Annotated in this window: 19 protein-coding genes; 12 read left to right on the top strand and 7 right to left on the bottom strand. The window is 53.1% G+C overall.

All coding sequences use genetic code 11. The features are described from left to right. On the bottom strand, positions 1-774 hold a 774-nt coding region (locus PSSD_RS08500), incomplete at its 3' end, for an ABC transporter permease (protein WP_058970576.1). After that, positions 774-2,300, bottom strand: coding sequence for an ABC transporter substrate-binding protein (locus tag PSSD_RS08495; RefSeq protein WP_058970573.1), 1,527 nt, complete (start codon positions 2,298-2,300; stop codon positions 774-776). The genes PSSD_RS08500 and PSSD_RS08495, both read right to left, overlap by 1 nt. Positions 2,301-2,490: 190 nt before the next feature. Here PSSD_RS08495 and PSSD_RS08490 point away from each other — a divergent pair, with 190 nt between their 5' ends. Both PSSD_RS08490 and PSSD_RS08485 read left to right on the top strand, forming a co-directional pair. Continuing rightward, complete coding sequence (locus PSSD_RS08490) at positions 2,491-2,676, top strand: tautomerase family protein (protein WP_039330238.1); 186 nt, start codon at positions 2,491-2,493, stop codon at positions 2,674-2,676. A gap of 127 nt (positions 2,677-2,803) precedes the next feature. Further along, complete coding sequence (locus PSSD_RS08485) at positions 2,804-3,544, top strand: GntR family transcriptional regulator (RefSeq protein WP_058970570.1); 741 nt, start codon at positions 2,804-2,806, stop codon at positions 3,542-3,544. Here PSSD_RS08485 and PSSD_RS08480 read toward each other — a convergent pair. From PSSD_RS08480 to PSSD_RS08465, 4 genes are all read right to left on the bottom strand, one after another. Beyond that, positions 3,531-4,511 (bottom strand): PfkB family carbohydrate kinase, encoded by a 981-nt coding sequence (locus tag PSSD_RS08480; protein WP_058970567.1) that lies wholly within the window; start codon positions 4,509-4,511, stop codon positions 3,531-3,533. The genes PSSD_RS08485 and PSSD_RS08480 overlap by 14 nt on opposite strands. After that, the gene (locus PSSD_RS08475) at positions 4,498-5,526 is read right to left on the bottom strand and encodes an ADP-ribosylglycohydrolase family protein (RefSeq protein ID WP_058970564.1); all 1,029 of its coding nucleotides are present in this window, start codon (positions 5,524-5,526) and stop codon (positions 4,498-4,500) included. The genes PSSD_RS08480 and PSSD_RS08475 overlap by 14 nt, the downstream gene beginning before the upstream one ends. Before the next feature lie 11 nt (positions 5,527-5,537). After that, positions 5,538-6,812 carry a nucleoside permease gene (locus PSSD_RS08470; RefSeq protein WP_058970561.1) on the bottom strand — a complete coding sequence of 425 codons (1,275 nt, stop codon included), beginning with the start codon at positions 6,810-6,812 and terminating at the stop codon, positions 5,538-5,540. A gap of 169 nt (positions 6,813-6,981) precedes the next feature. Continuing rightward, a complete protein-coding gene (locus tag PSSD_RS08465) occupies positions 6,982-8,358 on the bottom strand; it encodes an aldehyde dehydrogenase family protein (RefSeq protein WP_058970558.1) in 1,377 nt (458 codons plus the stop codon). Between the two features lie 478 nt (positions 8,359-8,836). On the opposite strand from PSSD_RS08465, the gene PSSD_RS08460 reads away from it, so the two are divergent. The 3 genes from PSSD_RS08460 (at position 8,837) to PSSD_RS08450 (ending at position 13,770) form a co-directional block, all read left to right on the top strand. Further along, positions 8,837-9,766 carry a RepB family plasmid replication initiator protein gene (locus PSSD_RS08460; protein WP_039330228.1) on the top strand — a complete coding sequence of 310 codons (930 nt, stop codon included), beginning with the start codon at positions 8,837-8,839 and terminating at the stop codon, positions 9,764-9,766. Between the two features lie 1,825 nt (positions 9,767-11,591). After that, complete coding sequence (locus tag PSSD_RS08455; RefSeq protein WP_058970555.1) at positions 11,592-12,791, top strand: AAA family ATPase; 1,200 nt, start codon at positions 11,592-11,594, stop codon at positions 12,789-12,791. Positions 12,792-12,798: 7 nt separating this feature from the next. Next, positions 12,799-13,770 (top strand): ParB family protein, encoded by a 972-nt coding sequence (locus tag PSSD_RS08450; protein ID WP_039330223.1) that lies wholly within the window; start codon positions 12,799-12,801, stop codon positions 13,768-13,770. Between the two features lie 445 nt (positions 13,771-14,215). Here the strand turns inward: PSSD_RS08450 and PSSD_RS08445 are convergent, their stop codons facing one another. After that, the gene (locus tag PSSD_RS08445; RefSeq protein ID WP_058970552.1) at positions 14,216-16,150 is read right to left on the bottom strand and encodes an aliphatic sulfonate ABC transporter substrate-binding protein; all 1,935 of its coding nucleotides are present in this window, start codon (positions 16,148-16,150) and stop codon (positions 14,216-14,218) included. A gap of 274 nt (positions 16,151-16,424) precedes the next feature. On the opposite strand from PSSD_RS08445, the gene ssuD reads away from it, so the two are divergent. The 7 genes from ssuD (at position 16,425) to PSSD_RS08410 (ending at position 24,680) form a co-directional block, all read left to right on the top strand. After that, positions 16,425-17,597: an FMNH2-dependent alkanesulfonate monooxygenase gene (ssuD, locus tag PSSD_RS08440; protein WP_058970549.1), complete on the top strand. Its 1,173-nt coding sequence runs from the start codon at positions 16,425-16,427 to the stop codon at positions 17,595-17,597. A gap of 14 nt (positions 17,598-17,611) precedes the next feature. Further along, positions 17,612-19,018, top strand: coding sequence for an FAD/NAD(P)-binding protein (locus PSSD_RS08435; protein ID WP_058970546.1), 1,407 nt, complete (start codon positions 17,612-17,614; stop codon positions 19,016-19,018). Between the two features lie 74 nt (positions 19,019-19,092). Further along, positions 19,093-20,487 carry an LLM class flavin-dependent oxidoreductase gene (locus tag PSSD_RS08430; protein WP_058970543.1) on the top strand — a complete coding sequence of 465 codons (1,395 nt, stop codon included), beginning with the start codon at positions 19,093-19,095 and terminating at the stop codon, positions 20,485-20,487. Further along, positions 20,484-21,503, top strand: coding sequence for a methionine ABC transporter ATP-binding protein (locus PSSD_RS08425; protein WP_058970540.1), 1,020 nt, complete (start codon positions 20,484-20,486; stop codon positions 21,501-21,503). Before PSSD_RS08430 ends, PSSD_RS08425 begins: the two co-directional genes overlap by 4 nt. Further along, on the top strand, positions 21,500-22,198 hold the full coding sequence (locus PSSD_RS08420) for a methionine ABC transporter permease (protein ID WP_058970537.1): 699 nt from the start codon (positions 21,500-21,502) through the stop codon (positions 22,196-22,198). Before PSSD_RS08425 ends, PSSD_RS08420 begins: the two co-directional genes overlap by 4 nt. Then, complete coding sequence (locus PSSD_RS08415; RefSeq protein WP_039330212.1) at positions 22,195-23,070, top strand: MetQ/NlpA family ABC transporter substrate-binding protein; 876 nt, start codon at positions 22,195-22,197, stop codon at positions 23,068-23,070. Before PSSD_RS08420 ends, PSSD_RS08415 begins: the two co-directional genes overlap by 4 nt. Before the next feature lie 176 nt (positions 23,071-23,246). Further along, positions 23,247-24,680 (top strand): MFS transporter, encoded by a 1,434-nt coding sequence (locus tag PSSD_RS08410; RefSeq protein ID WP_058970534.1) that lies wholly within the window; start codon positions 23,247-23,249, stop codon positions 24,678-24,680. Position 24,681: the final 1 nt, after the last annotated feature.

Here is a 24,681-nt window from a genome sequence, read left to right as displayed (position 1 = left end):
AAACAGGGTTTCCACCACCACCACGCCCTCAACCAGCCAGACAAACTGCATGCCAAACCAGATGAGGACCGGCGTGCCGAGATTGCGTAACCCGTGACGACGCAACAAGGCGACAGGCGGTAAGCCTTTTTGTGCCCCCCAGCGATAATAATCAGCATTCACCACCTGGAAAGTCGCCTCACGCACCACGCGCACACCGACGGCAGTCAACGATAGCGCCAGCGTCAACGCGGGTAGCAGGAAATGACGCAGCTCGCCGTGTCCGGCGCTGGGCAGCCAATCCAGTTGCAACGCAAACACCACAATCAGCAGCATGCCAAGGGCGAAATGCGGCACAGATTTCAGCAGCGATGTCAGCCAAAACAGCAGACGATCAAGCTTGCCATTGGCGTGGCAACCGGCCCAAATACCCAATGGCAGCGTGAGGATCAGTGCCAGCAGCAGCGAACATCCCGCCAGTGCCAGTGTCTGGCTTAGCTGCCAGCGCAATTCATCCATCACCGGTTCACCTGAAACCAGAGAACGACCAAAATTGAATTGCAGCAGATCGAATAGCCACTGCAGCAGAGCACTCGCGTGATCGGTTGCGCCGCTTAACTCTTGCTGCACGCGCGCCACCGCATCGGCATCAACCCGGTCATAGCCGTAGCGTCCGCTGGCAATACGCCACGCCATATCGCCCGGCAGCGCCCGCACCAGAAACCAGGTCAGCAATCCCACCGACAGCATCACAAACAGCGCCTGCATCAGTCGCCAGCTCAGTTGTTTGATCATCACGGCTCCCAGTGCATGTTGCGCAGGCCAAAGTGACGCTCAAAAGGATCGAGTGCGACGTCTTTTAGCTGGCTGTTAATAGCTGCCGATTGCTGATACCAGGCAATGGGTATGACCGGAAGTTCCTGTTGCAGCGCTGTGGTGATCAGTACGCGTGCCTGTGCGCGTGCGGCTAAGTCCGTTGATTGGGTCAGCGTGTGGAGTGCGGCACTGAAGCCAGTGGGATGCCAGTTCATTGCGCCCCAGTCACCGCCGTTTTCCGCGTAATCCTGCAGCAATGTGCCGGTTGGGTCAGGCGTCAGTGCAAAATTGCGTGAGAACAGCGCCATTTGCAGTTGCCCGCTGTGGTGTTGAGCCGGAATTTCGCTGGCGTTGGTCGAGTTGATCTTCACCTCAATGCCGACTTTGCGCAGCTGCTGCTGGATGACCATGGCCATTAATGGCAGCTCGGGGCGATCCGGGAACGTCAGTAGCGTGACGCTCAGACGTTGGCCGTTGCGCGTTAATACACCATCAGAACCGGCCTGCCAGCCCGCTTGTTTTAAATGTTGCGCCGCCCCTTCGGGTTGATACTGCAACGGCTGCAATGCCGCGTTGTGCCACTCCCCCATATTCTGTGGAAACAGTTGTGTGGCAGCTCCAGGGTAACGCAACACCGCCATTGCCATTGCGTTGCGATCGATAGCCATGCTGATCGCCTCGCGCACGGGGAGTTCAGCCAACAGTGGGTCGCCAAGATTGAGTTTCAACATCAACGTGCGGGGAACAGGAATCGCGGGTATTTGCAGCGTAGGCTTACGCGCCAGCCGCTGACGACTGGCTGCATCGAGATTGAAAACATAATCGGCATCACCACTTTCCGCTAACAGTGCACGCGTTTCTGCGCGTCCGGATGAGAGATAACTGGCAGCCGCGATCTGCGGTTTTTTGCCCCAGTAATCTTCAAAACGTTTTACCGCCAGCGACTGCGGCGGCTGGAAGCCCGTCAGCATAAAGGGACCTGAGCCGATAATTTGCGTGATGTTGCCCTGTTGGTCCCAACTGGATAACGCCAGAATTTGCGAACGGCTCTCCGCCAACACCGAGAGTAACGGGGTAAACGGCTCACGCAGCCTGATGGTCACCACCTGCCCTTCCCCGCTGATATCACTGATTGGCGTTTTATCTAATAAGCCCGCTTTGCTGCGCGCGGTATTCAGTGATTTCACCACGGCTTGCGCATTCAGCGGTGAGCCATCATGAAAGCGCACGTTATCGCGCAATACGAATTGCCAGCGCAATCCGTCATCGGATACCTGCCAGCTCGCAGCCAACGCGGGGATCGGCTCAGCGTGTGCATCCACTTCCACCAGCGTTTCGACCACATCCATACGCAAAAGGATGTCGCCCGACAACGCCGGATCTGCGCCTTTAATCTCAAACGGTGCGGCAATGCGCACCGTGTTTTCCTGATGGGGCGCCGCCAATGAGGCGCACGAAGCCAGGCCGAGCGCCGTAGCGATCAGCAATTTTTTCATTGATTTCATTATGATTTCCGAAAAATTACACGTTAAAAACCCAGAGTGTTTACGTTATAACATAACAATACACATTTAAACACAGATCCCCTGCAGGGATAAACGGTTTGAGAGAGGTTATGACAAATTGTCGCTGCGTGAGCGGCCCTGGCTGGGTTATGCTGAAACCCGAATCTGAACCCTCAAAGGAGACACGGATATGCCAGAAATCGTTGTTTATGCTGCGGAAGGTCGCACAGTTGAGCAGAAGAAGAAGTTATTAAAAGCAGTAACCGTTGCAGTGGCGGAATCGTTCGAGATTGATGCCAACTCCGTGACGGTATCGATCATTGAAACGCCAAAACATCATAAAGCTAAAGGTGGCGTACCTTTTGATGAGCGCTGAGTGAAAGGTAAGATATCACAGGCGGCCAAAAGGCCGCCGCTACAACAGAATGCACTACTTCAATGGGGGGAAAATTCAGTATCATAACCCCACCGATTGCCTATCTCATTGAGTGTCACTGTCTGCTATGACCGATCACGCTACCCTGTTTTCGCGGCTCACCCACACGCTGGCGGAAGAGAGCCGTACGCCGCTGTATAAGCGTTTTGCCGTGGCAATCAAAGATGCAGTGCGCGATGGCACGCTGGTGAATGAAGAAATTCTGCCCAGCGAGCGCGATTTCAGTCAGTCGCTCAACATCTCACGCATTACCGTGCGCAAAGCCATGGATGAGTTGGAAAAGGAGGGTGTGGTATTTCGCTCTCGCGGTTACGGCACGCAGATCTGCAGCCAGTTTGAATATTCGCTGAAAGAGCCAAAAGGCTTGTCGCAGCAGGCGGTGCTACGCGGTAAAAAGCCGGATACCGTCTGGATTAACAAAAGTAAAATTCAGTGCAGTGCGGAGATTGGTGAGAAGCTGGGATTAGACAAAGGCAGCGATGTATACCAGCTCAAACGCATTCGCTATGTCGATCAGCAAGCGGTTTCGGTGGAAGAGTCTTGGGTGCCTGCACGCTTTATCGCAGACGCCGATGAGATTGGCATTTCGTTGTATGACTACTTCAACAAACAACACATCCTGCCGGTTAAGTCCCAAAGCAGAGTGAGTGCCCGCATGCCTGATGAAGCCCTTAAAATGCAAATTGCCCTGCCCGACAATGTGCCGGTGCTGGTGATTAAGCAACTGGCACTCGACGCACAAGGCAATCCGCTGGAATACAGTATCAGTTACTGCCGCAGTGATATGTACGTGTTTATTGCTGAGTGATTCTTTGCCGCCAGTAAGTCTGCAACGCATTGCGATCCGGCGCGCAATCCCCCCCGCGCTGCGAAACCACATAAGAAGCCACGGCATTACCCAGCGCAACACTCTCCGCCAGCGACCAACCAGAAGCTAACCCTGCCAGCAGTGCCCCGGCATGGCTGTCGCCCGCGCCGATGGTATCGACCACCTTCGTGGCCAGCGCGGGCACCCATCCCTGGGCATGTACATCGGCAAAACCCGCACCTTCACTGTCCAGACGCACCACTATCGCACCATCAAAATGCGCTTGCCATTGCGCCATTAACTGCCTGGCATCAAAGGGGGCGGTTTGGTTCAAACGCTCACGCCACAGCAATTCCGCTTCCTGTCTGTTCACTGTAATCAGTGGTTTTCGCGCCATGATGCGGTCAAATTGCGCATCGCCGATATCCGCCAGACGCGGCCCGAAGTCCACCAGCAGCTGATAGCTTTGATCCTGCTGCTCAAGCCAATCGATCAGGACATTGCCGCTTTTACTGGTGAGCTGATAGCCGGAAAGATAGATCCAGCGATCTTGCGGCTGCGGCACCGCGCGCAGCAGTTCCGCATCCCATAGATTTTCCACGCCACTAACGGAGAGAAACGTGCGCTCACCGTCCGGCTCCACCAGCGCCAGGCACCAGCCGTTATCACCGTTGGGCGCTTCCAGTACGCTTTCAATGCCATATTCCGTCAGCTTTTGCCGCACAATGCTGGCCCAGGTTCCGTTACCCAGCGGCAGTGCGTTGAATGATGGGATCCCGAGACGATGCAGTGCGATCGCCACATTCAGTGCGCACCCTCCCACATTGACGCCCTGCTGGTGGAGTTCAATGTCACTTCCCCGATGGGGTAAGGAATAGGCATCGGCAATCACATCGACAACCGCGGCACCAATCACGCACACCGGCAATCGCGCTTGCAGCCGATTCAGGTCATCAGGCGTCAGCATAAGCGGCCTCACGCTGCTGGCGAAAACGGATAAAGGCGCTGCTGTAGCGCGTGAAATCCAGTGCGTTCGCCGCATCCAGTTGTGCTTTGAGATCGGCATCGATGTCGTCGATACCGTGAAGCGCACCGCAGATCGCTACCGCCATCGCGCCAATGGTATCGGTATCGCCCCCTAAATTGGCGCAGAGGATCGCGCAACGATTGGGGTCAGTGGCGGCCAGTTCAACCATGGCAATAGCTGCGGGCACCGATTCGATGGTGCTGGTTCCCGTGCCGACCAGGTCATATATCTGTTGCATGGTCGATTCCACACCCCGTCCCTGCGCCACCACCGACAAGGCTAGCTCAACACGCGCAGCCATGGATGCGCTAAAGGTGGTAACGCGTTTTTCCTGTGCTGCGCGCGCAATTGATGGCAGCTCATCGCGGATCATTGTCCAGTTGGCCCCATCAATGGCGCGTGAAACCGCCCAGGCAATCACTGTCGCCCCGGCGATGGCAACATCAGATTTGTGCGTGGGACTGGATGCCAGTGCGACGGCATCAATAAAGGCACTGAGGTCACGCGCAGGCAGCAGACAGCCAAGAGGTGAAACGCGCATTGCCGCACCATTGGTCATGCCGTTATTGTCCAACTGAGCCACGGGGACGCCGTTTTTCAAAGCATTGAGCGCGATCTTTGAGGTTGGCCCCAGCACGTTTTTATTGAAGGCATCAAAGTCTTCTGCCCAACGCAAAATATTGGCGCCAATGGTTTCCGCGTCGATTTCACCGTGATGCGTCATGATGGCATCGGCCAGCGCCAGTGCCATCGACGTATCATCCGTAAAGGCCGCCTGACCGAAATAGCAGGCGGCATTGTTTTCTGCTGGCCCCGGCAGGAAGCGATCAATCCAGCCAAAATGCTGCTTAACACGGCTACGCGGCCATAATTCTGAGGGCATACCCATGGCATCGCCCAGCGCCTGACCGTAAAACGCGCCTAAAATCCGTTTTTCCTGGAGTGTCATCGTCATAATTGCTTCTCTTATTTATGGCTGTCAGCGGTGGTTGATTGTTCAAAGGAGGTTAATTCGTCACTGCGTTTTTTACCGTCACGGAACAGTACGATGAAGGCGACAGTGATAATGATGATCATCACGCTGCCAAACATCCACATACCCGCCCAGTTAAACGTCTGTCCGTTGCGCGGTTGGTCATAAGCGAACATCTCTTGCATCAGATAGCCTCCCAGGCGATAGCCCAACAAGCTACCAATCCCCTGACAGGCGAGCGTGATCAAGCCCTGAGCGGCATTGCGCATGGCAACGGGCGCTTTTTTATCGACGTAAATGTAGGCGGTGATGAAGTAAAAGTCATAGCTGACGCCGTGCAACAGGATGCCCATAAACAGCATGCCCATGGTCAACATGTTTTGATCGCCGCCAAACACGAAGAAGATGTAGCGTAAAGCCGCTGTGGTTAAGCCGAGCAACAGGACTTTGCCGATGCCGTAGGGTTTGATGAAGAACGGCAGAGCCAGCAGGAAGAAGATTTCGGATACCTGGCCAAGTGTCATCCAGCCGGTGGCGTGCGGTAAGCCCACCTCTGTTAAATAGCCCTCAGCGAAGATGTAGTAAAACGCCAGCGGCATACTGAACAGGAAGGAACAGACAAAGAACACCAGGAAGCTACGATCTTTTAACAGATGTAGCGCATCAAGCCCCAGCGCCACGCGCAGGCTGAATTTTCCGGTGCTTTTGGGTTCGGTGGCGGGCAACGTCAAGGCAAAGATCCCTAGTACCAGCGAACTGGCCGCAGTGATCAGCAGCGGAACGTTACTGGCGGAGATATCGCCAAAGCCCATCAGAGGAGGTAAGAAACCGCATGCGATGCCTGAAGCTATCCAGCCTAACGTCCCCATCACGCGTACTCGTGGGTAATCTCGCTCTACATCGCCCACGTGGGAAAAAGCGATACTGTTAGTCAACGCAATGGTTGGCATGTAAGTGAGCGCATACAACAATAGCAGTGGGAAGAAGCTACTGAAGTGGGTTTGCTGGGCGGCGAAGTACATCAGAATCGAGCCGACGATCATCAGTAACGACAGTACCTTTTGTGCCTGGAAGAAACGGTCTGCCAGCGATCCAACCAGGATCGGTGACAGGATGGCGGCAATCGAGGTACAGGCGTAGCACCAGGCGATCTCAACCGGCGAGAAGCCGTTTTTGCTGAGAAAAGCCCAGAGTGGTACAAACCATGCTCCCCAGATAAACCACTCGAGAAACATCATGAACGATAATTTTGGGATTGTTGTTTTCATTAAAAAGGACTCCCCAGTGTAGGTGAGGCCAATCTAGCACCACTAACAATACCTTTATAATACCATTGGCGGATTTTTTGAGCTGGCCCACAACAATTTTAACGGGGAATTTACAGCAGAAGAGTGGCAATGCAGAGGAAATGGGCGCGAGGTTCGCGCCCATAAGGGATTAGCGGCGGTTTTTCCAGACGGTCTGGATATTACAGAATTCGTGCACGCCGAAGCTGGACAGCTCACGGCCATAACCACTTTTCTTCACTCCACCGATTGCCACACGTGGATCGGATGCACCGTTACCGTTAATAAATACCGCACCGGTTTCCAGTTTTTCCGCCAGGTCATTGGCAACGCTTTCGTTTGCGGTCCACACGGTGGCACTCAAGCCAAATTCGCTGTTGTTTGCCAGTTCTAACGCATGCTGCGCATCACGAGCGACAGTGATTGCCGCAACAGGACCAAAGATCTCTTGCTGGAACGCGGTCATCTCCGGCGTCACATCGGCAAGGATCGTTGGCGCATAATAGTTACCCTCACCTTCGATCTTATGACCGCCTAAAACCAGTCGGGCACCTTGTTTCAGGGTTTCCTGCACCTGGCTATCCAGCTCATCACGCAGATCGTAACGTGCCATTGGACCAATGAAAGTCTCTTCGTTCAGTGGATCGCCGATCTTCAGTGCCTGAACCGCAGCGCTAAAACGCGCCTCAAACGCTTCTGCGACACTCTCTTCGATGATGAACCGTTTGGCCGCCATACATACCTGTCCGGTGTTCTGGTAGCGTCCTACGACCGCTGACGCCACTGCTGCGTCCAGATCGGCATCCGCCAGCACGATAAATGGATCTGCGCCGCCCAGTTCAAGCACGGTTTTCTTCAAAACAGCACCGGCTTGTGCCGCAATTGCCCCACCCGCTCTTACGCTACCGGTGACCGCTACGGCAGCGATCAGTGGATCTTTAATCGCTTGTGACACACCGTCGTTATCCACGTTGATCACCGTGAAGCCACCTTTGGGCAGATCGGTCGCATCAAACAGTTCTGTCATCAGGTGAGCGGAGCCCATTACGCTCGGTGCATGCTTCAGCACATAGGTGTTGCCCGCTAGCAGCATGCTGACTGCACCGCGCAGAACCTGCCAGTAAGGGAAGTTCCATGGCATCACGGCAAGGATGACGCCTAAAGGACGGAAAGATTGCCAGGCTTGCTGATTCTCCACCAGCGAAGGCTTGTCCGCCAGTATCGCTGGGCCATGTTCTGCATACCAGTCACACAAGTTTGCGCACTTCAGCACTTCTGCGCGCGCTTGCGCGATAGGTTTACCCATTTCGAGAGTCGCGGTTTTCGCTAGCTGATCCTGACGCTGGCGAATTTGCTCTGCTAACTGACGCAACACGATCACGCGCTGCTCCATGGTGGTTGCACGCCACTGTGCAAAGGCTGCAGCACTCTGTTGCAGTGCAGTTTCTAACTCAGCGGCACTCTGCAGCGGATAGGTTGCGATGATTTCGCCCGTAGTCGGATTACGTGAGATGACGTTGTCAGTCATAAGATGCCTTCCTAAATGTTTAATAGGGTCATGTTGAATTTCACCTTACGCCTGCCAAAGGTTGATGAAAAATGAATAATAATGAGGAAGTTGTTCATCTTGAAAGAATCAGCACGATCTTTCTCGCGCAGAACTTATGTTTATCTGTGTTAGTGAGGGTGGCTTTCAAAAGCGGCATGTTTTGACAGTTTCGACCCACAGATGTCGATTCATCATAGGGTTATGCAGTTATACAGTGAATAGATCTCTATTAAAGATCATAAAGAGATCTTAAAGAGATCCTAAGAGATCCCCGATCGTCGCAAGCCGCACCACACAAGGCCTGAGAAGGTGATCGCGTTCACTATAATCAGATAAACGCCCACTGTAGTCAGTACAATATTCACTATAGACTGTAGAATGTTCACTATAAACAGTGTTAATGTTCACTGTAATCAGAAATCGATCCTTTTCATCCACAGAATGAAGACCTCAGGCTATGGCAGATAAAGAGAGTGAAAACAAAGCGTTACTAGAACCTTTTCTGTCGGTGACAAAAAATAGCGGTGAAGTTATCCAGCTCCACCCTAATAAAAATAACACCGTACAACCGGTCGCTTTGATGCGCCTGGGACTGTTCGTTCCTACCTTGAAATCTACCGCACGCGGCAAGTCGGGTGCGATGGCCTCAACAGACGCCACCAAAGAGCTTAAGAACCTCTCGCTGGTTAAGTCGGAAGGTTATGAAAAGATTACCATTACCGGCGCGAGGCTGGATATGGATAATGATTTCAAAACCTGGGCTGGCATTATTCAGTCATTTTCGCGTTATCCCTCAAAGGGCGATACCGTCACACTGCCGTTTATCGATTTCGTAAAAATGTGCGGGATCCCTTCGGCTAACTCGTCTGCGGCGCTGCGGAAGCGTTTAGATGCCTCTTTACGACGCATCGCGACCAATACCTTGTCCTTTGAAGGTAATGGCAAAGCGTACCACACCCACCTTGTGCAATCGGCGTATTACGATCGCGAAAAGGATCTGGTACGTATCCAGGCCGATCCTAAGCTGTTTGAGCTGTATAACTTTGACCACAAGGTTCTGTTGCAGCTGCGAGCTATTTCCCGGCTGAAACGCAAAGAGTCGGCCCAGGCACTCTACACCTATCTGGAAAGTCTGCCGACGAACCCGGCGCCTATCTCGCTAGCGCGTTTACGCATGCGTTTGAATTTGGGTTCTAAGACTACGACGCAAAACCACGTCGTGAGACGCGCAATGGAGCAGCTGAAAGAGATTGGCTATCTGGATTACTCAGAAGTTAAACGCGGTCGTTCGGTGTTCTTCATCATTCATAGCCGTACGCCCAAACTTGATGGAATGAGCAATCTTGAGAGCATCGACTCTCTCGATGAAATCGAATTCGAAGACTGATTTTTGCGTTCACTGTAATCGGAACGTCCCCTGTGGCAGTGTCACTTTTTGAGCAAAAGTGACATTCGCTCTCTTCATTATGTTCACTGTAATCAGTACTGCCTTCCTCATTCACTGTAATCAGCAACATTCACTGTAAACAGTAGATCGCGCTTATCCCGGAACACGCCGCCATACTGTCCATCTATGGCTTGCCTATTTATAGAGCCATTAATGATAGTGAGTACTTACCAGGTGGCTATTCCACCCTCTTAAGATTTCCATGTAAGGTGGATTGCTGATTACAGTGAACATACAGGGCTCGATATCAGTCTACTGATTACAGTGAATCCCTTGAAAGAGCGGTGTGCTGACTACAGTGAACGTTTTTATTCAACTTATTGTTTATATTGATTTTTATTCGTCTTTCTTATGACGTTCACTGTAATCAGTAAATTACCTGTAAAAGTAAACAGTAAAAGTGACAGGGTTCGTCACCTAAGCTGATTACAGTGAATGTAAGAACCTTGTACCGATTACAGTGAACATTTTACACCGCCCTCCATCGACGTATTTATCACGGTCTTTGCGGACGTCACGCTGTCACTGATTACAGTGAATCTTCTGGCTCCCTCCCCTCCTCCGGCTTCTTGAATCTGATCATTACAGTGGTGCTGGGTAAGTCATTTACTGATTACAGTGAATGGTTGCTGCAACGTGATTAAGCGCTTTCTACTGATTACAGTGAATGTCTGTTGCCATGTGTTTCTGCGTGGTGAGGATGAAGCGCATATCAGCTTACTGATTACAGTGAATGCTTCAACGCAATATCTGGTTTACTCACACAAAACACACTCACTTGTGAGAGCCAACTTCAGTGGCTAAGACGCTGAGATTTACTGATTACAGTGAACGCTGTTGTGGTTGTTAACTCACCCGGATGGACCTGCCTTTGAATGCACTCACGCGCGGACAGGCAAACATCATGCAGAGTCTGCTGATTACAGTGAATGTTTTACTCGCCTGCAGAGTGGGATTTTTACTGATTACAGTGAATGTTTGCGGAAGGTGTATCCATTACTGGCCAAGAACAGAATGCGCTGCGTCCAATGAGTACTGATTACAGTGAACGTTCTCTATGACGGTTGATTTGAGTTACTGATTACAGTGAACACTCTAAGATGAAGTGTCCGGACTGACTGATGCAACGAATCTCCAGTCAGCGGGTAATGTACCGCTTTGCTGATTACAGTGAATGTTTATATCTCACCGTGAATGAGAATGTGGGGTATTCACTGATTACAGTGAATCTTTCATCTCTCGCGGTGAACAGAGGATGCGGGACGCTTACTGATTACAGTGAACGTTTGAGGTTAACGTGGGGGGCTAAAGAACTGCGTACGATGGCTCGGTGAAGTCACGCCAACAGGCACTTACTGATTACAGTGAATCTTTCGCATCTGACTACTGGTTACAGTGAACCTTACACAGATTACAGTGAATGTTTACTGGTTATAGTGAATGTTGTGCAGATCACAGTGAATGCATGCACGATTTCAGCCGCAATGCCCTGCTCTTTTAGCGGGCTATCTTCTCATTCACTTAATACCGAACTGCTGATTACAGTGAATGTCTGCAACCCTCCGTAAGCTGAGGGAGATCACAATTTCACCAATTGCTGAGGACTGGTTAATATGCGTTCACTGATTACAGTGAACGTTTGCATTAACTCGCTCTTACCTAACGTATTTTCTCAACACTAAATGTTCCTCATCAAATGAGATAGATTTGCCTCATGTGCAGGATTTCGGTATAAAGTCATAAATCCTACATGTGTGGAGCAAGTATGGCTAACGATGAGAAGCAAGTTCTGAAGGTCGCACAACGTTCAGAAAAGATGCTGATGAGCCTGACAGAACAAATTCAGGCACAGAAAGAAGAGTTGCAGGAAAATACGTTTTATCAGGTTTACGCAAAAGCGGCGTTAGCCAAATTGCCAAAATTAACGCGTGCGAGCGTTGATTACGCTGTAAATGAGATGGAAGAAAACGGATATCCGTTCGACAAGCGCGCGGCAGGCAGTTCAACCAAGTATGCGATGTCGATTCAAAACATCATCGATATCTACCATCACCGTGGTGTGCCTAAGTATCGCGATCGCCATCAGGATGCGTTCACGCTATTTGTGGGTAACTTGAAAGGCGGCGTGTCCAAAACGGTATCGACCGTGTCGCTGGCTCATGCTTTGCGAGCCCACCCGCATCTGCTCTATGAAGACTTGCGAATTCTGGTTATCGACCTCGATCCACAGTCTTCCGCCACCATGTTCCTTAATCACGAACGCTCGGTTGGGCTGGTAGAAGCGACCGCTGCTCAGGCGATGCTGCAAAATGTCGGGCGTGAGGAATTGCTGAACGAATTTATTGTTCCGTCAATCATCCCAGGCGTGGATGTCCTGCCTGCTTCCATTGACGATGCCTTCATTGCGTCCCGTTGGGAAGAGCTTTGCAGCGAGCATTTACCGGATCAGAACGTCCATGCCGTGTTGTATGAGAACGTTGTGGCCAAACTGAAGAAAGATTATGACTTTATTTTCATCGACAGTGGTCCGCATCTGGATGCCTTCCTTAAGAACGCGATTGCCGCTTCTGATCTGTTGATGACGCCGGTTCCACCTGCACAAGTGGATTTCCACTCTACTCTGAAGTATTTGACTCGTTTACCAGAGCTGATTGGCATTATTGAGGAATCGGGCGCAACCTGCCGCTTGCAGGGCAATATTGGTTTTATGTCTAAGCTCTCCAATAAAGCCGACCACAAGCTGTGTCACAGCCTGGCGAAGGAGATCTTTGGTGGCGACATGTTGGATGCCGCATTACCCCGTCTGGATGGCTTTGAGCGCTGCGGAGAGTCGTTTGATACGGTCATTTCCGCTAACCCATCCACCTACGTGGGCAGCACCGAAGCCTTGAAGAATGCCCGTTCGGCTGCGGAAGATTTCGCTAAAGCCGTGTTTGATCGTATTGAATTTATCCGCCTGAACTGAGGTTACTATGAGCGCAAAACGAATCACGATTGGCCGAACCTTCAGCCAAACACCTTTGCAAACTGAGGATGCTTCAGAAGGCCATTCTCAGACGTTTATCCTCTCGACCGGTAAACGTGCCCTCTTCACGCTTGAGCACATTGCGGCGAAAGAAATTGAAGAAAAAACCTATGTGGTGATGGAGACCAATGGTCGCGACCAGTCTGGTCTGACGCCTGAATCGCTACGCGATATTATTCGCACTATCAAATTGCAGCAATTTTTCCCTGCCATTGGCGTTCAGCGTGGCGACCGCATCGAAATTCTTGACGGTTCACGTCGCCGTGCAGCAGCCCTACACTGCAAAACCGGGTTGGATGTGCTGGTCACAGAAGTGGCTATCTCTGCTGAAGAAGCGCGTCGTTTGGCGCAAGATATTCAGACTGCTCGTGAGCATAATCTGCGTGAAGTGGGCATGCGCTTGTTGTCGCTAAAAGAGAGTGGCCTTTCGCAGAAAGACATCGCACAGAGTGAAGGGCTCTCACAGGCCAAGGTGACGCGCGCACTGCAAGCTGCCAGCGTTCCGCTGGAGTTGGTCACACTCTTCCCCAATCACTCTGAGTTGACCTATCCCGATTATAAAACGCTGCTGCAGGCTTATGAGAAGTTGCAGGAGACGGGTCAGACAGTCGATGCTTTGATTGATACCATCGGGATGGATGTTGATTCTGTTTGCGCGCGTGATGGTCTGGCTGAAGATGAAGTGAAAAACGGTATTTTACGTCTGGTGCGCAATGGTAGTCAGACGCTGATTCAGTCTCCCGCCAAAGATAAAGTCGTGGCTACACCATTGTGGACTTTTGCGGACAAAGACCGTTACGCACGTAAGAAGACGCGTGGCCGCATGTTCAGTTACGAGTTTAACCGTCAGTCGAAAGAGTTGCAGGAAGAGTTGGATCGGGTCATCAACGAAACACTCAGCAAGTACCTTAATCAATAATCGAAATGCCGCCTCAGGGCGGTTTTTTTCGTCCTTAACGGGCACTTCGCCAGCCTAATTTCATCGCTAACTGTATGAAAATTAACTGGCATGCGTTGAAATTTCAGGCTGAAATCGCCACTAATTTCATCATCCAAGTTTGTCACTGCCGCCTTCAATCGCTTCCAGCCAGATCGGTTGCAGCTAAAGTAACCAGCTGAAAATCAAATCGCCTAAACAGCATTCAAGCGGAAATCCAGATGAAAATACGCCTGCAATTCACACTGTTCGCCGTACTGATTTCACGCATAACGATATGAATTTAAAGTGTTTGTTTTTAAAATTTCAGGGTGAAATCGCCAGATTTCACTAAGACTACAACGTCTGCCAGAAGATACAAAAGTGGTTTAGTCAGATGATATTCAATGATTTATCCACAGAAAAGGTGGATAACTCTCAAGGTTGACTAAGCCGTTAGCGTCAGCGAAGTAGAAAACTGCCAGACAGCATCCCGAACCCTAACAGGCTTATTAATCAAACCCAAAGCATAGAAACGATCGGCGATAATCTGCTGCTCTTTAATCACTTCAAATGCCATGGCCCGGGTTCTGTGGCTACGGCGGCTTAGCGCTCTTTCTACAGATGCTAATTCCAGTCCCAACTCCTCAGCGAGCAAGCCCGCCGCCTCCTCTCGATGGCTATCAATGAAGAGCCCGGTTTGCTGTAAGCTTTCCACCAGTTGCTGTACCACATCATCATGCTGAAGTACGTAATCACGGCGAGCAAGATAGAACTGGTGGTTACGCACACGTCCTTCGCCATTTGCTAAAACTCGCAGTTCAGCATTGTACTCAGCTGCACTCAAAAGTGGATCCCACATCATCCAGGCATCCACCGCCAGATAATCACTGGCGGTTAAAGGGTATTTGGGCGGCGCATAAACGACTTTGACCTCATCCAGCGCGATGCCGGCTTCTTCAAGCAGTTGCAGCAGAAGCCAGTGAACGTTTGAGCCTTTATTAATTGAAATGCGCTTACCGCGTAAATCCGCAAGGGTTTGAATATCACTGTCATACGGCACCACCAGACCCACGCTGTTCGGTGCGGGAGGTTCCCAGGCAATATAGGTCACGGCATTGCCCCCAACCTGAGCAAATATCGGCGGGACTTCACCGGTGGTACCAAAGTCAATTTCGTTGTTTTGCAGCGCATGGAGTAATTGTGGTCCGGCTGGATATTCACTCCACAACACGCTGACGCCTTGCTGAGAAAAGCACTGCTCAAGGCTTTGGCGGGCTTTTAACACCCCCAGGTTGCCAAATTTCTGATAACCAATACGCAGTTCACGTTCCTTACCGTTCGCAGACACAGATGTGACTGGAGCGCTGCTGGTGGTTTTTCGACGGCCTTTAATCATGCCCTGATGGGCAAGTTGAGTACGTAAGGTGTGACGACTGATGCCGAGTAAAGCCGCAGCCTGAGTCTGATTCTGATCCGTAAGTTCAAGCGCATTATTAATCAAGCTGGCAACCACACGATCAAACAGTTGATGCGGTTCTGACGAAAGTTGCTGACGCAGAAAACTGTCCAGCGTTGAATCTGACGAAGAGATAAACCGATGTTCACTGTAACCTGCAAGCCGCAGTTCTGCCGGGGTCAGCGTTTCATCACGGCTGAGCAGTACCGCGTTATGCAGGGTGTTTTCAAGTTCACGGATATTGCCCGGCCAGCTGTATTCGTGCAATGCCTCAAGCGCGTCGGGCGAAAGCCGCCGTGCAGGACGCCCCAAACGTCGTGCGTACAACGTCAGAAAATGTTGTGCCAGAAGAGGAATATCATCCCGGCGCTGCCGCAAAGGCGGCAATGGCACCACGGCGATATTGAGTCGATAAAAGAGATCTTCCCTGAATCGACGTTCGCGGATCGCCTGAGCTAAGTCCACATGTGTCGCTGCAATGACGCGCACATCCACTTTAATCGCTTTACGCGAGCCGACGCGGTTAATTTCTCGCTCCTGCAGCACACGCAATAATTTAACCTGCAATGGCGGGCTAAGTTCACCGATTTCATCGAGGAGCAGCGTGCCGCCCTGTGCGGATTCAAACCAACCTGGATGTGCCTGCGTCGCACCGGTGAAAGCTCCTTTCTCATGACCAAAGAGCTCAGCCTCCGCCAGACTCTCGGTCAGCGCTCCACAGTTCACGGCCAGAAAGGGGCCATGGCGGCGCGCGCTATGGTGATGTAGATAGCGGGCGACAACTTCCTTGCCGGTGCCGGTTTCACCCACTATCAACACGGTGGCATCCGTGGGGGCAAATTTATCGAGCAGTGATTGAAAAGCAAGAGAAGCCGGGTCGACTAAACGAGGCGAATCGGTATGGTTGGCGTAGGTGTTGAGCATGGTTTGATTTCCTTTCAGGAGCATCATCACACGCTAACCATTCAGGTTCACTGTGAACAGCAGGAAAAAAGCATAAGCAGTTGCATTTGCAGCAATAGCTGTTGACGTGAAGTTGTGAATGCAACAACGCTTAACGGAGTAATTAGAGCTAAATGGCTGAAATCCCGTAATTAAGGGCAAATACCAAGCTGGCACGCTTTTCGCTAATAGCCATATAACTAAATAAACAGTCAGAAATGACCTATTTCGAATAAAGTTATATAGGAAAAGCATAATGGCCGATTCCGCAAACAACGCTATCAATGTCTTCTGGTTTCTCCCTACTCACGGCGATGGCCGCTATCTGGGCACCACCGAAGGAGGTCGCCCGGTTGATTTAGCCTACTTACAGCAGGTGGCTTTGGCTGCCGACAATCTCGGATTCTACGGTGTGCTGATTCCAACCGGTAAAAGCTGTGAGGATTCATGGCTGGTTGCGTCAGCGCTGGCACCGATTACGCGTCGGCTGCGCTATCTGGTTGCGGTGCGCCCAGGCTTACAGCCTCCCACGCTGGCGGCGCGCATGGCCACCACGCTAGACCGTTTGTCTGAAGGGCGTCTGTTAATCAACGTGGTGACGGGCGGCGATCCGGTTGAGAACAAGGGCGACGGCATCTTCCTGAGTCACAGTGAACGTTATCAGGTGACCAAAGAGTTCCTTGACGTCTACAGCCGCTTAATGCGGGGTGAGAAAGTAGACTATCAAGGAGAGCACATTCATGTGGAAGGAGCCGAAGTTCTGTTCCCGCCGGTACAAGAAAATGGCCCACCGCTCTACTTTGGTGGATCTTCTGAGGCAGCGATAGACGTTGCGGCACAACAAATTGATACCTATCTGACGTGGGGCGAGCCACCGGAGCAGGTGGCGGAAAAAATCGCGGTCGTGCGTGAACGTGCCGCCGCACGCGGACGTAAGCTTGAGTATGGCATTCGCTTGCACGTCATCGTGCGGGAGACAGAGGAGGAAGCTAAAGCCGCTGCAGACAAGTTGATTGGTCAACTGGATGAAGAGACCATCGCGCAGGCGCAAAAGATCTTTGCCCGCATGGACTCGGCAGGGCAGGCGCGTATGAGCGCGTTGCACAAGGGGTCACGCGATAATCTCTACATTTCGCCAAACTTATGGGCGGGCGTGGGGCTGGTGCGCGGCGGTGCCGGAACGGCACTGGTGGGCAGCCCGCAGCAAGTGGCAGAACGCATCCGAGAATATCAGGCGTTGGGTGTGACCAACTTCATCTTGTCAGGCTATCCACATCTGGAAGAAGCCCATCGTGTGGCAGAATTGTTATTACCGCTGCTGCCGTTGGCGCACGGACAACAGCAGCGAGCGCGCACGTTCAATACCGGGCCTTTTGGCGAAACCATCGGTGGCGATAAGCGTCCATCGAAGCAAACGAGCGCCAGCTAATGCAGGAGAAGGCAATGGCGATAGCACATGTGATGATTGTCGGTGGCGGCTTTAGCGGCACGGCGCTGGCTATTCATCTTGCGCGTACCGCAGCCAGCCGATTACTGATTACAGTGGTCGAGCCGCGCGATCGCCTTGGCGGCGGTGTTGCCTACTCGACGCAGGAGCCTGCGCATCGTATTAACGTGCCCGCATCGCGTATGCAATTAAGCGGCGATGAGCAGGGTGCATTTGACCGCTGGTATCGCCAGCAGCCGGAATGTTCACTGGACTCAGCAGCCCATTGCACCGACGGGTCGGTCTATCCTCAGCGCGGGTTGTTTGGACGCTATCTGGCGGAACAGTTTGCGCTCGCCGCACAAGCGCATCCACTTGTGACGCTACGACACATTAAGGCCAGCGCCATCGCATGGGAGGGGCAGCAGTTGCTACTCAGTGATGGTGAAACCCTGAAGGGCGATGTGCTGGCTTTGGCGATTAGCCATCCACCGCCTTCATTGCCAAATTCATTACAGCCCCTGGCACAGCATCCGGCCTTGATCGCCAATCCCTGGCAGCAAGGCGCACTGGATGCTATCGATCCTGACGCATCGGTGGCGATTATGGGCACCGGGCTGAGTATGGCTGATGTGGTTGCCTCACTGGCCACCCGTCACCATCGTGGCCCGTTGACCGCTTTCTCACGCCGTGGGCAGCTTTCACGCGCTAATCTGACAGGAGAGTGGCCTGAATGGACGTTAGCGCCGCAGAACGCCGCAGAGACGCGTTTGTGGCTACACCATATTCGTGCCGAGGTGGATCGTGCCGCGCAGCAGCAATTGCCCTGGCAGCGCGTACTGGATGAAGTCCGTGTGCAGGGGCAGCGTATCTGGCAATCATTGCCGTTACGCGAACAGCAACGCTTTGTGCGTCATCTGCGCTCCTGGTGGGATGTACACCGTTACCGCATTGCACCCCAGGTGTCGGCGGTCATCACTGAGCGTCAGCAGCAGGGCAGTTTGCAGGTGCTGGCGGCCAGATTGCACGCTATCACTGCGCGCGGTCATCAGCTGGAAATCACACTACACACTCGGCAAGGTGAAACACAGACGCAGCTACTGGACCATCTGATCGTCACTACCGGTCCAGGTCACGATGCTTTGACCCATAGCCAGCCGCTATTACATTCGTTGAGTGAGCAAGGTTTGATACGTGCCGATGCACTCGGTTTCGGTCTGGATGTGGATGAACAATCCCATGCCCTTAATCATCAAAGCCAGCCTAATGCCCGGTTGCTGGTGGTTGGCCCCGCTGCACGCGCACGCTTTGGTGAGCTGATGGGATTGCCGCAAGTCGCCGACCATGCCGCTGCCGTGGCGCAGCAAATCTTGAAAGAACTGCATATCGCTCATGCCGAGCGATGTCCCCCTTCTGATTCTTAATCTCTCAACATCTTAAAAATTAACTGACGAACGCCGGGTCGTAGCACGGTCACGGCCTCGCTATGGAGATTGCTATGCCATCGCAACGTGAAATTCGCTTGAATGCATTTGATATGAACTGTGTCGGACACCAGTCACCCGGCCTGTGGGCCCACCCGCGCGACCGCTCCTGGCAGTACAAAGATCTGGAGTATTGGGTCGATTTGGCGCGCCTGTTGGAGCGGGGGAAATTCGATGGGCTGTTTATTGCCGATGTGCTGGGCATCTATGATGTGCTGAATGGTAACGGCGATGCCGCCATCCGCCAGGCAACGCAGGTGCCGGTCAACGATCCGCTGGCATTGATTACGCCGATGGCGCTGGTGACCGAACATCTCGGTTTTGGCCTCACCGCATCGCTGTCATTTGAGCATCCTTATCCTTTTGCGCGCCGCCTCTCCACCCTCGATCACCTCACCAAGGGACGCATTGGCTGGAACATTGTCACCTCGTATCTGGAGAGCGGCGCTCGCAATATTGGTCACCAGGCACAGACCGATCACGACAGCCGTTATGACTATGCCGATGAGTATCTGCAAGTGGTCTATAAACTGCTGGAGGGGAGCTGGGAACAGGATGCGGTTCTACGCGATCGCGAACGTCGCATCTTCAGTGACCCTCGCAAAATCCATCCGATTAATCATCAAGGCACCTTCTTCAATGTGCCCGGTATCCACCTGTGCGAACCCTCGCCGCAACGGACACCGGTGTTGTATCAGGCAGGAGCTTCAAGCCGCGGTAAGCAGTTTGCCGCTGAGCATGCAGAGTGCGTGTTTGTGGCGGCACCGTCTAAGGTGCTGTTGAAGAAAACCGTGGCCGATATTCGCCGCCGTGCAGAAGAAGCAGGACGCGATCCGCGCAGCATTCTGATCTTCAACCTGCAAACGGTGATTGTCGGGGAAACCGATGCGGCGGCGCAGGCAAAGTGGAGAGATTACCAAAGTTGGGTCAGCTACGAAGGTGCGTTGGCGCTGGTGTCCGGCTGGACCGGTATCGACTTCGGACAGTATCAGCCGGATCAAGTGTTGAAGTACCTGCACACCAATGCCATTCAATCTGCCGTGGAAACTTTCTCGACTGCCGATCCTGATCGTCAATGGACGGTCAAAGCGTTGGCGGATTGGGTGGGTATTGGTGGCTTTGGCCCGCTGATTGTCGGCAGCGCCGCAACCGTGGCGGATGAACTGCAAAGTTGGGTCGAAGACACCGATGTGGATGGCTTCAACCTGGCCTATGCATTAACACATGAAACTTTTGAGGACGTGGTTGAACTGCTGATCCCTGAACTGCAAAAGCGCGGCGTCTACAAAAAGGACTACGCACAAGGCACGCTGCGCGAGAAGCTGTTTGATGCCGGACCTCAGCTAACCGCACCGCATCCGGGCGCAGGCTATCGCGTGAAAAGCCGTGTGCAGCAGGAGGTCTCATGATCGAGATTGAACAGCTGAGCAAGCAGTATCGCAGCACTGATGGCCGCGTGACAGAGGTGCTGAAAGCGATAAACCTGCAGGTGCCGCAGGCCAATATCACTGCCGTGGTAGGTCCAAGCGGAGCCGGTAAATCGACGCTGGCAAAATGCATCAGCCTGTTGGAACAGCCCAGCTCCGGTAGCATTCGCGTGAACGGCAGCGATCTTTCCAGACTGGATGGTGAGGAACTGCGCCGCGCACGTCGATCGATTGGTACGGTGTTTCAGTCATCTGCGCTGCTGCAACGCAAAAGTGCGTGGGAAAATATCGCGTTGCCATTGCGCTATCTCGGCGTGGTAGAGCGTGATATTGCCGCGCGCGTCGGTGAGTTACTGGAGAGTGTCGGCCTGAGCCACAAAGCCAACGCCTACCCTGGGCAGCTTTCCGGTGGTCAGCGCCAACGGATCGGTATCGCGCGCGCACTGGCATTGCGTCCTTCGGTGCTGTTGGCCGATGAAGCGACCTCAGGACTCGATCCTGAGGCAACGCTAACCGTGCTCGATCTGCTTAAAAAACTGCGTGACGACTATAAGTTGGCGATTGTGTTGATCACCCATGAAATGGATGCGGTGCGCCAGGCAGCCGATGCGGTGGCCGAAATTCGCAATGGGGAAATTGTGCAGTACGGCGTGGTGAAAGACTTACTGGCTGAACCGGATTCTGCGCTGGGGCAACGCCTGTTCCCGCTGGTGGCTAAGCCGGGTGTCGCAGAACTGATCCTGCAACTTAGCTATCGCACCGATGTGCCGGTCGCCAGCGACTGGATTTCGCGGCTTAGCCAGCAGTTTGCGATGCGCATTGATCTGCTCGGCGCGCATATCGAACAGGTCAATGGCATTCAGGCCGGACGCTTGCAGGTCGGTATTCACTTCCAACAAGAGCGCGTGCCGCTTACACGGTTACTGGCGCAACTAGAACAATTCGGGTTAGTCGCCAGTGTCTCTGGCAGCGTGCTGCCATTACGGGAGGCGGTATGAGCGTCTCCGTGATGAGTCAAGACACGCCATGGCTGGAAATCCCAACCTTGATGCTGCCTGCGTTGGGCGAAACCGCGTTAATGGTGGCAATCGTGATGCTGTTTGTCGTGACCTTCGGCGGCATGGTCGGTGTGGTGCTGTTCAACACCTCGGCTCGCGGGCTGTTTCCCCATCGCGGCGTGCATCGGGTGTTGAGTTGGATCGTTAACATGGGGCGCTCACTGCCGTTTCTGGTGCTGATGGCCGCGATCATTCCGTTCACCTTCTGGCTAACCGGCACCACCATCGGTATTCCTGCCGCGGTGGTGCCGATGATTGCCGCTGGCATCCCGTTCTTTGGTCGGCTGGTGGATAACGCCTTGCGCGAGCTGCCTGGCGAGGTCACTGCGGTGGGGCTGGTGTGTGGTGGCTCGCGTTGGCAAATCATCCGCTCGGCGCAACTCAGTGAAGCCTTGCCCGCCATCGTTGCCGCTATCACGCTCAACCTGATTTCGATGATTGAGTATTCGGCGATTGCCGGCACCATCGGCGCGGGCGGCATTGGCTATCTGGCCGTGGTGTACGGCTACCAGCGCTTCGACAACCACATCATGATCGGCACCATCGTGGTGTTAATCGCTCTCATCCAAACCATCCAATTTCTCGGTGACCGACTGGTTACCGCATTGCGCCATCCTCAGGGGACATCCATATGACAACACAAGAGTTTGAATTACGTAAAACCCGCCGCTGGCCATGGCTGCTACTGATTATAGTGGTCATTGCACTGGCCGCTGCGGCTTGGTTCTGGCGCAGCCAGCAGGCACAAACGGTGGTCTTTGGCAGCACCTTGCAGGTGCACTTTGAGCCAGCAATGGCCGGTGAACAGAAGTTGATTGAGTATGTCGGCGAGCATATCGCACCTGACTACGGCCTGAAGCTGCAAGCTGTGGGTGTGCAGGACCCGGTGCAAGCTGACCGTGCCGTCGCCGAAGGACAGTATGCGGCCACGGTTTATCAACATCAGTGGTGGCTGAAGCAGGTGGTCGATGCCAACGGCTTTAAACTCACTTCTGCTCTACCGCTGTTCCAGTGGGCATTTGGTATCTACTCGGACCGCTATAAATCGGTGGCCGATCTACCGCAGGGCGCTACCATCGTGGTTCCCGATGACGGCGCCAACCAAGGTCAGGCACTTTGGTTACTGGCACGTCAGGGATTGATCACGCTTGACCCCAACGTTGAACCGCGTACCGCCAAACTCAAGAATATTGTGGGCAATCCGCACGGCTTCGTTTTTAAAGAACTCGACTTGTTAACGATGCCGCGTGCGCTCAATTCTGTCGATGCCGCGATTGGCTACGTCTCACAGTTTGATGCCGGCAAAGTCCCGCGTGATAAAGGCATCCTCTTCCCGCCAGCACCGCGTACCTTTGCATCGCAGTTGGTGATTGGCACACCGTATCTGGAGCAAGAAAATATCGTCAAACTCAAGCAGGCGTTCTCCGATCCGCGCGTTCAACAGTGGTTAAAAACCACCGATGACCCGCTGGTAAAAGGTGTGCTGGTGCCTGTCTCTGCTGAGTAATCCCCTCGCTTTTAATACGCTCCCCGGACTCGCGCTGTGCGTCCGGGTTTTTGTGCTTGTTTTGATTTTATCTTATTGATATATAACACATTAATATCACTATTTGTTGTTTTGGTCCTGTCAGTTAAACGTTTATAACAACCTCACCTGCATAACTAAAAATAACGTGAGGCGTTATGAGTACTCTTCCTTTAGAAAACACCTTGCCGGCTTCCGAGCCGGTGCGTTCGGTCAGTGATGTGGCAAGGCTGATCAACACCCGCAGTGACAAAAATAACTATGCGCGCATGATTGTGTTCCTCGCGCTCGGTGGCGTCTTCCTTGATGCTTACGATCTCACCACGCTCTCCTACGGCATTGATGACGTGGTACGCGAATTCCAGCTAAGCCCTTTCATTACCGGGCTGGTGACCTCTTCGATTATGGTCGGCACTATCGTCGGCAACCTGATTGGTGGCTGGCTCACCGACAAATATGGCCGCTACTCGGTGTTCATGGCCGATATGTTGTTCTTCGTCGTCTCCGCTATTGCCGCCGGATTAGCGCCCAATGTCTGGGTACTGATTGGCGCACGCTTCCTGATGGGGATTGGCGTCGGCATCGATTTGCCGGTGGCGATGTCCTATCTGGCGGAGTTTTCTAAGTTTGCGGGCAAAGGTAACAAAGCGGCGCGTCTGGCTGCCTGGTGCCCGATGTGGTACGCCGCTTCAACGGTGTGCTTCCTGCTGATCTTCGGCCTCTATTTCCTGTTACCGAAAGAACATCTCGATTGGTTATGGCGCGCTTCGCTGCTGTTCGGGGCGGTGCCTGCGTTGCTGATCATCGCCGTGCGCAGCAAGTTTATGAACGAATCGCCATTGTGGGCCGCCAATCAGGGGGATCTGAAATCAGCGGTGCGCATCCTGCGGGATTCTTATGGCATTCATGCGCATGAGGCAGAGCCGGAAGCGTCACCAGCAGAAGCCGCGCCGAAGGTGAGTTTCCGCGTGCTGTTCCAGAAACCCTGGCGTGAGCGCACTATCGTCGCCGGTGTGATGAACATCTGCATCTCATTTGAATACACGGCCATCGCGTTCTTCCTGCCCTCAATTCTGGCGCAATTCCTCGGCGCTGGCGTGTTTGAAACCATCTCTGCTTCGCTGGGCCTCAACGCCTTGTTCGCCTTTACCGGCGGTTTGTTAGGCATGCGTCTGGCATGGAAATATCCGTCACGCCACGTGGCTATCGCCGGTTTTGCCTTGCAATTCTTTGCCCTGATCGCGCTGGCGCTGATTGGGCATCCTGAAGCCATCGCCGGGATTGTATTCGCGATACTGATGCTGGGCTTGTGGCTGTTTGCTGAAGGTTTTGGTCCTGGCGCACAACTGATGGTCTATCCGGCGCTCTCGTATCCCACCTCCATTCGTGCCACCGGCGTGGGCTTTAGCCGCGCGCTTTCCGGTATTGGCAGTGCGCTGGCGCTGTTTATTCTGCCGATTTTGCAGTCTGCACTGGGCACCAACATGTTCTGGGTGGTGTCACTGGCCGCCATCATCCCGATCTTTTTCCTGCTGGCGGTCCGTCACGAACCGACTCGCCATGACATCGACGATCTTTCTCATCAGGAGTGAC

Origin of the sequence: Type-D symbiont of Plautia stali, from assembly GCF_001485335.1 — a bacterium.
Classification (GTDB): domain Bacteria; phylum Pseudomonadota; class Gammaproteobacteria; order Enterobacterales; family Enterobacteriaceae; genus Pantoea; species Pantoea vagans_C.
Note: the sequence above shows the minus strand (reverse complement) of the source record. Positions and strands in the feature narration are given on the sequence as shown.